Here is an 11,712-nt window from a genome sequence, read left to right as displayed (position 1 = left end):
GCAAGCGGCTGAAAGAACACGGTCTTTGGCGTTACTGTCGGTTTCGTGTTCGCTGCAGAACGTCGTCAGTTGATCCTGGAAATGGTACGGGCCAATGGGGCCGTATCCCTCCGAGAGCTTGCCCGAGTCGTACAGACCTCCGAGGTGACCGTACGCCGAGACGTACGGGCCCTGGAAGCAGAAGGGTTGCTGGACCGAAGGCACGGAGGGGCGGTCCTTCCGGGCGGTTTCACCCGTGAGTCCGGCTTCCCGCAGAAATCACATCTTGCGACCGCGGAGAAGACCGCGATCGCCGATCTGGCCGCCGGATTCGTCGAGGAGGGCGAGGCCGTCGTCGTCGGTGCCGGTACGACCACGCAGGAGCTGGCCCGCCGGCTCGCGCGCATCCCCGGCCTGACGGTCGTGACCAACTCCCTGCTCGTCGCCCAGGCGCTGGCGCACGCGAACCGGGTGGAAGTCGTCATGACCGGCGGCACCCTGCGCGGCAGCAACTACGCGCTGGTGGGCAGCGGCGCCGAGCAGTCCCTCCAGGGGCTGCGCGTCTCGCGCGCGTTCCTCTCCGGCAGCGGGCTGACCGCAGAGCGGGGGCTGTCGACGTCCAACATGCTGTCGGCGAGCGTCGACCGGGCGCTGGTGCAGGCCGCGGCGGAGGTCGTGGTGCTCGCGGACCACTCCAAGCTGGGCACCGACACGATGTTCCAGACGGTGCCCACCGACGTGATCACGCGGCTGGTCACGGACGACCCGCCGCCGAACGACGAGCGGGCGGCGACGGAGCTGCAGGCCCTGGCGGACCAGGGGGTGCAGATCGCGGTGGCGGGCCCGGAGCAGCCGGCGGGCGGTGACAGCGGCCCCCCGGCATCCCGCCGGCACCCCCGGCACGGGGGTGAGCGGCGCCGCACCGAGGACAGCGTCCCCCTCCCAGGCCAGCGCCGCACCCCCCAACCCAGCACCACCAGCATGCGCCCAGCCACCCCCCTCCCCGACCAGGGCAGGGTCGCCGACCTGGCCCCCGCCGCCGCTAGCCCCGGGCGGGGGCCACACTCCGCGACCCCGCCGCCCAGGGCTGCCGCCGTCACGCCCGGTACGTGACCGAGTGCCCGCCCCACCGGGCCACGCCGCAAGGAGCCGACCTGGCGCCTCCCGCCCGTAGCCACCCCACGGGGCGAAGCCCTCGCCCCGGCTGCCGCCGTCAGGTGCCGTTGCGCGACCTAGCCGCAGCGGCCTCGCGGGGCGAAGCCCTCGTGGCTCCGGGCATTGCCGGGGACGGTGGCGCAACCTGCGCCCGTCAAGCGGGCGATGCGCCTGCTGTCGCCGTCGCACCCCGGTACGTGCCCTCCCGGCCGGACCCCAGGGGGCAGCCACAAGCGGTCGACCCGGTGCCCCGGCCCGCCGCACCCAGGCCGTAGCCCGGGCCTGCCGCCCAGCAACCCGCCGCCGCAGTCGCCGCGGGGCGCAGCCCTCGCGCCCCCGGCGCGGAGCGCCGCGGCCGGCGGCCCTGCCTTCGCACCCCGCGGTGCGTGCCCGCCCCCTTGCGCCCCGGGTGCGCGCCGCAGGGCGTCGGTCACGTGGCCGCGCCCCCCGGTCCTGCGCCCCCGGTCCCGCGGCCCCCGGGGGCCGCGCCCGCGTCCCCCGTACCCGCCGTCAGGCGTTTCGCGTGCGTAGGCCGTCCAGGGCCAAGCCCAGGAGGCGGTCCGCGATCTCCGTGTCCTCCGGGTTCTTCGCCGACGCCTTCTCCGCCGCGTACGCGATCGCGCTCGTCAGCCGCAGGAGGTCGTCCGGTGCGACGTCCGCCCGCAGTTCGCCGGACCGGCGCGCGCGCGACGCCAGCAGTTCGACCGTCTCCCGCAACTGCTCCTTGCAGTTGACCATCAGCCCCTCGTCCATCAGCGTCGCCGCGATCCCGCGGATCGTCGACGACACGTCCACGTACCGCCGCATCCACGCCGCCAGCGCCCCCATCGGCGTCCCGGCCTCCGCCGCCAGCGCCCGCGCCGCCGCGTCCAGCTCGTCCACCCGCGTCTGGAACACCTCGCCCATGAGCGCGAAGCGGTCAGGGAAGTGCCGGTACAGCGTGCCGATCCCGACGCCCGCGCGGCGCGCGATCTCCTCCAGCGAGGCATCCGCGCCGCGTTCCGCGAACGCCACCGCGGCCTCGCCGAGCAGCCGCTCGTAGTTGCGGCGCGCGTCCGCGCGCATCGGCCGGCCCTGCACCGTTCCCATGGGCACCACCCTTCGTCGTCCCCGCTGCCGCCCAGAATGCCATTGCGAAAACGGAGGCAGCCTCCGTATAGTCAAGCGGAGCTACCCTCCACTTCATTCTCTGCCGGAGGCACATCTGTGTCCACATCCCTGCGCACGCCCGCCGGCCACGGCATCCGCGGTCACAGCCGAAAGGCCCGCGGCGCCCGCCCGGGGCTCGCCCTCACCGCGATCGTCGCCACCCAGCTCATGTTCCTGGTCGACGCCACGGTGGTGAACGTCGCACTCCCCGACATCGCGCTCGACCTCGGCTTCTCCCCGACCCGCATGTCCTGGATCCTCAACCTCTACACTCTCGCCTTCGGCGGCCTGCTGCTCCTCGGCAGCCGCATAGGCGACCGCATAGGCCGCCGCCGCGCCCTCGTCACCGGCGTGCTCGCCTTCACCGCCGCCTCCCTCCTCGCCGGCCTCGCGCCCAGCAGCGGCTGGCTCCTCTTCGCCCGTACCGCCCAGGGCGTCGCCGCCGCCCTCGCCGCCCCCAGCACCCTCGCCCTGATCGCCACCACCTTCCCCGAAGGCCGCCAACGCGCCCGCGCGCTCGCCGTCTTCGCCTCCATCAGCGGCGCGGGCTCCGCGCTCGGCCTGGTCCTCGGCGGCGCGCTCACCGACCTCGCGTCCTGGCACTGGGTCTTCCTCATCAACCTGCCCGTCGGCCTCGCCATCGCCTGGCTCGCCCCCCGCCACCTCGACGAAACCCCGCGCCAGCGCGGCCCGTTCGACGCCCTCGGCGCGCTGCTCGGCACCCTGGGCATGACCTCGCTCGTCTACGCCTTCATCCGCACCGCCGAGCAGGGCTGGAGCGACGGGCTCGCCCTCGGCGCCTTCGCCGCCGCCGCGGCGCTGCTCGGCAGCTTCCTCGCCGTCGAACTCCGCGTCCGCCGCCCGCTCGTGGTCCTGTCGCTCTTCGCCGACCGCAACCGCTCGGTCTCGTACGGCACGATGCTGATGGTCCCCGCCGGGATGTTCGGCGTCTTCTACTTCACCACCCAGTACCTGCAGCGGTTCCTCGACTACAGCCCGTTCCGCGCCGGCCTGGCCTTCCTCGCGCTCACCGTGCCGCTCTTCGCCGCCTCGCGCTTCGCGCCGCGCGCCCAGGCCAGGTTCGGGCCGAAGCGCACCGCGCTGGCGGGGCTGACCCTCAACACCGCCGGCATCCTGTGGCTCACCCGCCTCGACGCCTCCTCCGGCTACGTCGACGGGCTGCTGGGCCCGCTGCTGCTCATGGGCGTCGGGGTCGGGCTGACGATGATGCAGCTCACCACGCTCATCCTCAGCGGCGTCGAGCCCGAGGACGCGGGCTCCGCCTCCGGGCTGCTGCAGACGATGCAGTACGTCGGCGGCAGCCTGGGCCTGTCCGTCCTGGTCTCCGTCTTCGACGTGGGCCTGCGGCACTCGTCGGGGCACACGTTCTTCGACGGTACGGGCGCCGCCTTCACCGCCGCGGCGGCGTTCTCCGCGGTCGCGCTGCTGCTGATGGCCGGGGCCCGGAACGTGACCCGTACGCCCTGAGAACGCGTCGGGGGCGGGCCCGCGGGCCCGCCCCCGACCGCGTCTGTCCGTGTCAGTCCTTGATCTCGCAGATGACGGCGCCGGATGTGAGCGTCGCGCCCATCTCCGCCGCGAGATCCTTCACCGTGCCCGCGCGATGCGCGTTGATGGGCTGCTCCATCTTCATCGCCTCCAGCACGATCACCAGATCGCCCTCCGCGACCTGCTGGCCCTCCTCGACCGCCACCTTCACGATCGTGCCCTGCATGGGCGAGGCCAGCGCGTCGCCCGAGACCGCCGAGCCGGACTTCTTCGCCGCCCGCCGCTTCGGCTTCGACCGCCCGGCCGCCGCCGAGGCGACCACGCTCAGCGACGACGGCAGCGACACCTCCAGCCGCTTGCCGCCCACCTCCACGACCAGCGTCTCGCGGGTCTCCTCCGCCGCGTCGGCGTCCGCGCCGCCGGCGAACCGGGGGATGCCGCCCGCGAACTCCGTCTCGATCCAGCGGGTGTGGACGGCGAACGGCTCGAGCACCGAGGCCGGCGCGAACGCCGGATCACGTACCACCGCGCGGTGGAACGGCAGCGCCGTCGCCATCCCGTCGACCGTGAACTCGTCCAGCGCGCGCGCCGCGCGCTGCAGCGCCTGCTGCCGGGTCGCGCCCGTGATGATGAGCTTGGCCAGCAGCGAGTCCCACGCCGGGCCGATCACGCTGCCGGCCTCCACGCCCGCGTCCAGCCGCACACCGGGCCCGGCCGGCGGCTCGAAGGCCGTCACGGTGCCGGGCGCGGGCAGGAAGTTGCGCCCCGGGTCCTCGCCGTTGATACGGAACTCGAAGGAGTGACCCCGCACCGGCGGGTCGTCATAGCCCAGTTCCTCGCCGTCGGCGATACGGAACATCTCCCGCACCAGGTCGATGCCCGTGACCTCCTCGGTCACCGGGTGCTCCACCTGGAGCCGGGTGTTGACCTCCAGGAAGGAGATCGTGCCGTCCTGGCCGACGAGGAACTCGCAGGTGCCCGCGCCCTCGTAGCGCGCCTCCCGCAGGATCGCCTTCGACGCCCGGTACAGCTCGGCGTTCTGCTTCGGCGACAGGAACGGCGCCGGCGCCTCCTCCACCAGCTTCTGGTGGCGGCGCTGCAGCGAGCAGTCCCGGGTGGAGACCACGACCACGTTCCCGTGCTTGTCCGCGAGGCACTGCGTCTCCACGTGCCGCGGGCGGTCGAGATAGCGCTCGACGAAGCACTCGCCGCGGCCGAACGCGGCGATCGCCTCGCGCACCGCCGACTCGTACAGCTCGGGGACCTCTTCGAGGGTGCGGGCGACCTTCAGCCCGCGACCGCCGCCGCCGAAGGCGGCCTTGATGGCGATCGGCAGCCCGTGCTCCTCGGCGAACGCCGTGACCTCCTCGACGCCCGCGACCGGGTCCTTCGTGCCGGCCACCAGCGGCGCGCCGGCCCGCTGGGCGATGTGCCGGGCGGACACCTTGTCGCCGAGGTCGCGGATCGCCTGCGGCGGCGGGCCGATCCACGTCAGCCCCGCGTCGAGGACGGCCTGGGCGAACTCGGCGTTCTCCGACAGGAACCCGTACCCCGGGTGCACGGCGTCGGCGCCGGAGTCCTCGGCGGCCTGGAGCACCTTGCCGATGTCGAGGTAGCTCGTGGCCGGGGTGTCGCCGCCGAGCGCGAATGCCTCGTCGGCCACGCGGACGTGGAGTGCGTCCCGGTCCGGCGCGGCGTAGACGGCCACGCTGGCGATACCGGCGTCCCGGCAGGCGCGGGCGACCCGGACGGCGATTTCGCCACGGTTGGCGATGAGCACCTTGCGCACGTTGGCTCCCTTCTCGGAACACCGAGATTTTAGGTAATGGCGACACCTCTGCGCTGCGGGATCCCGGAGGTGAGTTTTCCCACACAGAGGGTGATCCGCGCCGCCGCACTCGGGCGCGTAGCCCTGAGTTCCCAAGGTACGCCGCATCCCGGGCCGTGCGCGCGAAACCGGCGTGTGGCCAAGGTCTCGCGCCCATTGAGCAGATGGACGGCGCATCTTTTTGTGGGAACCATACGAAGGCGAGACGGAATCTTTTCGGGTCGCCCGTCCGGTCGGATCCATGGCGCAAGCCTGTCGTGTGCCCGTCGCGTGTCCCTCGCGTGTCCATCGTGCGCGTACCCTTGCCGCCCCGGACTACCCATCAGTAGCGTGAAAGGGCCGTACGGACCTGGGTCAGGGGGTGCCGCCATGCGCAGAACCGCCGCCGCGGTGGCGGCCGCCGCGCTGTTCGCCGACGCCGTCGCGCTGGCTGTCGTGCACTTCGTCCTGGGCTCGGTCGTCGACCGCCAGGACATGTCCCTCGCCGGCCTCGACTCCGGTCTCATGTCCGCCTCCACACGCGCGGCGGGCGTCGCGATCGGGCTCTATCTGCTCTGCTGCGGCGCGGTCGCGCTGCGCATCGCGGTACGGGACCGGGCCCCCGGCCGCGCCGGGCGGACCCTGCTGGTGAGCTGCGCGGTGCTGCACGCGGTGCTGGCGGCGGTGGCCGTCGGGCTCGTGGGCTGGGCGGCGTTCGCGGGGCTGATGGTGCTCTTCGGGCTGATCGTGCTGACGTTGACCGCCGAGGACGTCCCCGTACCCCGGCCGGAAGGCGGCGCCGAGCCGGCGCCGGCGGCCTGAGCCGCTTCGTATCCACCGCCGCCCGCGCGGCATCCCGTACGGTCCGGACGGCGCCCTACGCCCACAGATCCGTGATCTGCACCCCCACCTCCGCGAGCAGCCGGCGCAGCAGCGGCAGCGAGATCCCCACGACGTTCCCGTGGTCGCCGTCGATGCCGTCGATGAACGCCGACGAGCGGCCGTCGATGGTGAACGCCCCGGCCACGTACAGCGGTTCGCCCGTCGCCACATACGCCGCGATCTCCGCGTCGCTCGGCTCGCCGAACCGGACCACCGTCCCCGCGGTCGCGCTCGACCGCCGCCCCGACGCCGTGTCGATCACGCAGTGCCCCGTCTGCAGCACCCCCGAACGGCCCCGCATGGCCTTCCACCGCGCCGTGGCGTCCTCGGCGTCCACCGGCTTGCCCAGCGCCCTGCCGTCCAGCTCCAGCACCGAGTCGCAGCCGACGACCAGCGCCCCCGCCGCCTCCGGCCGCGCGGCCACGGCACCGGCCTTCGCCTCGGCGAGCACCAGCGCCAGCTCCGCCGGGGTCGCGGCGGTGACGGCGTCCTCGTCGACACCGCTGACGACGACCTCGGGCGCGAGCCCCGCCTGCCGGAGCAGGGCGAGCCGGGCGGGGGACTGCGACGCGAGCACGAGCGTGCGGGCGGGATGGTGGGTCATGGGCGTCATCGTAGGCGGCGGCGGTGACATCGCCGCCGGGCACGGACACCGGTGCACAAGTCGTCATGCACGCACGACGACTTGTGCATGCGGCACAGGGCCGCGGCGCCCGTACGCCGGCGGCTACGTGTGCAGCATGTCGGGTCCCGCCGCCCCCAGCGCCATCGTCACCACGGCCGCCAGCGCAAGCAGCCAGCCGGCGCGGCGCAGCCGCCGTTCCGCTGCCCGCAACTCCGCGTCGGGCTCGTCTGGAGGGTCGGACCAGAGCATCTTCCGATGGTGCCGGTCCCGCGCCCCCGCACGCCTGAGTACGGGTACTCAATTACGGGCGGCGCGGCCCTCCTACGACGGCCAGTACGTCGTACGCCACGCCTGCGGCCCCGGCTGCGGCGTCCGCCGGGCCAGCACCCGCCGCGCCGGATCCGCCCACTCACCGGCCGGCCCGCCGCGCGCGCCCGAAGCGGACGACGCCGCCCGCGCCTGGACCACCGCCAGCGCCGCCGCCAGTTCCTCCGCCGTCGGGTTGCCCCGGACGACCTTGATCTCCTCGGACATCGGCCCTCCTCGACACCCGCCGCGCTACAGCGGGATGTTCCCGTGCTTCTTCGGCGGCAGCGTCTCCCGCTTGGTGCGCAGGACCCGCAGCCCCTTCGCCACCTGCCGCCGCGTCTCCGACGGCATGATGACGGCGTCCACATACCCGCGTTCTGCCGCCGCATACGGGTTCAGCAGCGCGTCCTCGTACTCCCTGATCAGCTCCGCGCGGCGCGCCTCCCGCTCCTGCTCGTCCTCGATGGCGGCGAGCGTACGGCGGTACAGGATGTTGACCGCGCCCTGCGCGCCCATGACGGCGATCCGCGCGGTGGGCCACGCCAGGTTCAGGTCCGCGCCGAGGTGCTTGGAGCCCATGACGTCGTACGCGCCGCCGAACGCCTTGCGGGTGATCACCGTGATCAGCGGCACGGTGGCCTCGGCGTAGGCGTAGATGAGCTTGGCGCCGCGGCGGATGATGCCGTCGTACTCCTGGTCCGTGCCGGGCAGGAAGCCGGGGACGTCGACGAAGGTGAGCACGGGGACGTTGAACGCGTCGCAGGTGCGCACGAAGCGGGCGGCCTTCTCGCTGGCCTTGATGTCCAGGCAGCCGGCGAACTGCATCGGCTGGTTGGCGACGACGCCGACGGGGTGGCCCTCGACGCGGCCGAACCCGGTGATGATGTTCGGCGCGTACAGCGCCTGGGTCTCCAGGAACTCGCGGTCGTCCAGCACGTGTTCGATGGCGGCGTGCATGTCGTACGGCTGGCTCGCCGAGTCCGGGATGAGGGTGTCCAGCTCCCGGTCCTCGCCGGTGACCGACGCCTCGCCCTCCTCGGGGAAGGCGGGCGGGTCGCTGAGGTTGTTCGACGGCAGGTACGACAGCAGCGCCTTGACGTACTCGAAGGCGTCCTTCTCGTCACCCGCCATGTGGTGGGCGACACCGGAGGTGGTGTTGTGCGTACGGGCGCCGCCCAGCTCCTCGAAGCCGACGTCCTCGCCGGTGACGGTCTTGATGACGTCGGGGCCCGTGATGAACATGTGCGAGATGCCGTCCACCATGACCGTGAAGTCCGTGATGGCGGGGGAGTACACCGCTCCGCCCGCGCACGGGCCGACGATGACGCTGATCTGCGGGACGACACCCGAGCCGTGCACGTTGCGGCGGAAGATCTCCGCGAAGAGCCCCAGCGCGACGACGCCCTCCTGGATGCGTGCGCCGCCGCCGTCGTTGATGCCGATGATCGGGCAGCCGGTCTTCATGGCGAAGTCCATCGCCTTGACGATCTTCTCGCCGTAGACCTCGCCGAGGGAGCCGCCGAAGACCGTGAAGTCCTGCGAATACACCACGACGGGGCGGCCGTCGACGGTCCCGTAGCCGGTTACCACGCCGTCGCCGTACGGGCGGTTCGCCTCGATGCCGAAGTTCGTCGCACGGTGCCGGGCGAACTCGTCCAGCTCCGTGAACGACCCGTCGTCCAGCAGCAGGTCGACCCGTTCGCGCGCGGTCAGCTTGCCCTTCGCGTGCTGCTTCTCCACCGCGCGCGCCGACCCGGCGTGCGTGGCCTCCTCGATCCGCCGGCTCAGATCGGCGAGCCGGCCGCCCGTCGTGTGGCTGTCCGCCATCTCGGCGGGGGGCTCCTGGGCCATGGCCATCGCGGTTGCAGCTCCTGCTCGTCGGGGGCACCTCCGGGCGGGGGACCCGGGGGAGTGCGGGACTTACCGCTACGTAGGCTATCGGCGCGGGGCCGCCCTACGGGTGCGGCGTTGGCCACACCCGCAGGCGTGGCGCCGCCGGGGCGGTGTTGACGCCGGCGCGCGACGGGCGTAAGGGCCCCGTGGCGTCGGCGGCGGTGGGGCCGTCGTCTGGCCGTAGGGTGGCCGTATGAGTGCAGATCGGGGAAGTCGCTGGTCCGACCTCGACCGTCCGCCGCTGAACGCCGACGCGCTGCGCCGGGCGCTCGTACGGACCGGGGGGCTGTGGACGTCGCTCGACGTCGTCGAGGCCACCGGCTCCACGAACGCCGACCTCGCCGCGCGCGCCCGCGAGGGAGCGGCCGAGGGCGCGGTGCTGGTCGCCGAGGAGCAGACGGCGGGGCGCGGGCGGCTGGAGCGCCGGTGGTCGGCACCGCCCCGGTCCGGGCTCTTCTTCTCCGTACTGCTGCGCCCCGAGGGCGTACCCGTCAGCCGGTGGGGCTGGCTGCCGCTGCTCGCGGGCGTTGCCGTGGCGACCGCGCTGCCGCGGGCCGCGGGCGTGGACACGGCGCTGAAGTGGCCGAACGACGTGCTCGTGACCGTCGAAGGCGAGGAGCGCAAGGCCGGCGGCATCCTCGTGGAGCGCCCCGACGCCACGAGCGAGTCCGTGGTCCTCGGCATCGGCATCAACGTCACCCTGCGCGCCGGCGAACTGCCCGTCCCGCAGGCCGGCTCGCTGGCCCTGGCGGGCGCGAAGGTCACTGACCGCGACCCGCTGCTGCGCGCGATGCTGCGGTCGCTGGAGCGGTGGTACGGAAACTGGCGTACCGCCGGCGGCGACCCGGCCGGCGCCCGGCTGCAGGAGACGTACGCGGCGGGCTGCGCGACGCTCGGCCGGCAGGTCCGCGCGGAGCTGCCGGGGGGCACTGCGGTGACGGGGGAGGCCGTCGCGGTGGACGGCGACGGCCGGCTGGTGCTGGCGACGGCGGCGGGGCTGGCGGAGCCGGTCAGCGCGGGGGACGTGGTGCACCTGCGGTCCGCGGCCGAAGCGGAGTGAGCTGGGCCACAATTCCCGTATCGTTGAGACCGCAAGGGCGGTGGCCAGGGAACGGACGGGGGGAGGGGGCAGCCGGTGAGTGAGGTTGCGGGCTCCTCCGGTGCGGAGGAGCCGAGGGACCCGGGCTCGGAAGGCGCCTCAGGCGCCGCGGGCGCTTCCGGCACTTCGGGCGCCGATGACCCGGCCGGCGTGGCAGACGCGGAGGGTCCTGAAGGCCCGGCGGCCCCGGAAGGGCCGGACGATGCGGAGGAGCCGGTCGATCCGGAGAGCGAAGACGACCCGATCGCGATCCGCATCGAGCAGCTCATCCTGGGCTCCGACCGCCAGTACACGCCCTTCCAGGCCGCCCGCGCCGCGGGCGTGCCGATGGAGCTGGCGGCCCGCTTCTGGCGCGCCATGGGCTTCGCCGACATCGGCCAGGCCAAGGCGCTCACCGAGGCCGACGTCCTCGCCCTGCGCCGGCTGGCCGGCCTGGTGGAGGCCGGGCTGCTGAGCGAGGGCATGGCGGTGCAGGTGGCGCGCTCCACCGGGCAGACCACGGCCCGGCTGGCGGACTGGCAGATCGACTCCTTCCTCGAAGGGCTCACCGAGCCGCAGGAGGGCATGTCCCGTACGGAGATCGCCTACCCGCTGGTCGAGCTGCTGCTGCCGGAGCTGGAGGAGTTCCTCGTCTACGTCTGGCGCCGCCAGCTCGCCGCGGCCACCGGCCGCGTCGTCCAGGCGCAGGACGACGACGAGATGGTCGACCGCCGCCTCGCGGTGGGCTTCGCCGACCTGGTGGGCTTCACCCGGCTGACCCGGCGGCTGGAGGAGGAGGAGCTGGGCGAGCTGGTCGAGGCGTTCGAGACCACCGCCGCCGACCTGGTCGCCGCCCACGGCGGCCGGCTCATCAAGACCCTGGGCGACGAGGTGCTGTTCTCCGCGGACGACGCGGGCACGGCGGCGGAGATCGGCATCCGGCTGATCGAGACCCTCGCCCACGACGAGACGATGCCGGAGCTGCGGGTGGGCATCGCGTTCGGCACGGTGACGACGCGGATGGGCGACGTGTTCGGCACGACGGTCAACCTGGCGTCGCGGCTGACGTCGATCGCGCCGAAGGACACGGTGCTGGTCCACAGCGACTTCGCCGAGGAGCTGATACGGGACGGCGACGCCCCGGAGTCGGAGGCGGCGGCCACGGCCGCGGAGAAGGCGGCGGCGGAGGGCGGCACGGGGGAAGCCCCCTCGTACCGCTTCGCGCTCCAGCCGATGTGGCAGCGTCCGGTGCGGGGTCTTGGCGTGGTGGAGCCCTGGCTGCTGAGCCGCCGCGGCTGAGGCCGCGGGCCCGCTTTCCCCCGTGCC

General features: G+C 73.6%; 11 protein-coding genes. 5 read left to right on the top strand and 6 right to left on the bottom strand.

The annotated features are described in order from the left end of the window. The first annotated feature begins 81 nt into the window (after positions 1 to 81). On the top strand, positions 82 to 1,092 hold the full coding sequence (locus CXR04_RS12570) for a DeoR/GlpR family DNA-binding transcription regulator (RefSeq protein WP_234380749.1): 1,011 nt from the start codon (positions 82 to 84) through the stop codon (positions 1,090 to 1,092). A 552-nt stretch (positions 1,093 to 1,644) separates the two neighbouring features. Here CXR04_RS12570 and CXR04_RS12565 read toward each other — a convergent pair. Continuing rightward, the gene (locus CXR04_RS12565; protein WP_101421985.1) at positions 1,645 to 2,223 is read right to left on the bottom strand and encodes a TetR/AcrR family transcriptional regulator; all 579 of its coding nucleotides are present in this window, start codon (positions 2,221 to 2,223) and stop codon (positions 1,645 to 1,647) included. Between the two features lie 117 nt (positions 2,224 to 2,340). Here CXR04_RS12565 and CXR04_RS12560 point away from each other — a divergent pair, with 117 nt between their 5' ends. Next, the gene (locus CXR04_RS12560) at positions 2,341 to 3,771 is read left to right on the top strand and encodes an MFS transporter (protein WP_101421983.1); all 1,431 of its coding nucleotides are present in this window, start codon (positions 2,341 to 2,343) and stop codon (positions 3,769 to 3,771) included. 52 nt (positions 3,772 to 3,823) lie between these two features. Here CXR04_RS12560 and CXR04_RS12555 read toward each other — a convergent pair whose 3' ends face one another. Next, positions 3,824 to 5,581 carry an acetyl/propionyl/methylcrotonyl-CoA carboxylase subunit alpha gene (locus CXR04_RS12555; RefSeq protein ID WP_101421981.1) on the bottom strand — a complete coding sequence of 586 codons (1,758 nt, stop codon included), beginning with the start codon at positions 5,579 to 5,581 and terminating at the stop codon, positions 3,824 to 3,826. A 408-nt stretch (positions 5,582 to 5,989) separates the two neighbouring features. Here CXR04_RS12555 and CXR04_RS12550 point away from each other — a divergent pair, with 408 nt between their 5' ends. Beyond that, on the top strand, positions 5,990 to 6,421 hold the full coding sequence (locus CXR04_RS12550) for a hypothetical protein (RefSeq protein ID WP_199850450.1): 432 nt from the start codon (positions 5,990 to 5,992) through the stop codon (positions 6,419 to 6,421). 55 nt (positions 6,422 to 6,476) lie between these two features. Here the strand turns inward: CXR04_RS12550 and CXR04_RS12545 are convergent, their stop codons facing one another. From CXR04_RS12545 to CXR04_RS12535, 4 genes are all read right to left on the bottom strand, one after another. Further along, positions 6,477 to 7,085 (bottom strand): Maf family protein, encoded by a 609-nt coding sequence (locus tag CXR04_RS12545; protein ID WP_101421979.1) that lies wholly within the window; start codon positions 7,083 to 7,085, stop codon positions 6,477 to 6,479. Positions 7,086 to 7,208: 123 nt separating this feature from the next. Continuing rightward, complete coding sequence (gene mmpB / locus CXR04_RS35185) at positions 7,209 to 7,355, bottom strand: morphogenic membrane protein MmpB (protein ID WP_199850449.1); 147 nt, start codon at positions 7,353 to 7,355, stop codon at positions 7,209 to 7,211. 72 nt (positions 7,356 to 7,427) lie between these two features. Continuing rightward, positions 7,428 to 7,640, bottom strand: coding sequence for an acyl-CoA carboxylase epsilon subunit (locus tag CXR04_RS12540; RefSeq protein WP_101421977.1), 213 nt, complete (start codon positions 7,638 to 7,640; stop codon positions 7,428 to 7,430). 24 nt (positions 7,641 to 7,664) lie between these two features. After that, positions 7,665 to 9,266 carry an acyl-CoA carboxylase subunit beta gene (locus CXR04_RS12535; protein ID WP_101426333.1) on the bottom strand — a complete coding sequence of 534 codons (1,602 nt, stop codon included), beginning with the start codon at positions 9,264 to 9,266 and terminating at the stop codon, positions 7,665 to 7,667. Positions 9,267 to 9,501: 235 nt separating this feature from the next. Between CXR04_RS12535 and CXR04_RS12530 the strand changes: the two genes are divergently transcribed. Both CXR04_RS12530 and CXR04_RS12525 read left to right on the top strand, forming a co-directional pair. Then, a complete protein-coding gene (locus tag CXR04_RS12530; protein ID WP_101421975.1) occupies positions 9,502 to 10,368 on the top strand; it encodes a biotin--[acetyl-CoA-carboxylase] ligase in 867 nt (288 codons plus the stop codon). 189 nt (positions 10,369 to 10,557) lie between these two features. After that, on the top strand, positions 10,558 to 11,685 hold the full coding sequence (locus CXR04_RS12525) for an adenylate/guanylate cyclase domain-containing protein (RefSeq protein WP_442802371.1): 1,128 nt from the start codon (positions 10,558 to 10,560) through the stop codon (positions 11,683 to 11,685). Positions 11,686 to 11,712 lie beyond the last annotated feature (27 nt).

It is taken from the genome of Streptomyces sp. CMB-StM0423 (genome assembly GCF_002847285.1).
Lineage (GTDB): Bacteria > Actinomycetota > Actinomycetes > Streptomycetales > Streptomycetaceae > Streptomyces.
This window is presented reverse-complemented; position numbering and strand designations above follow the sequence as displayed.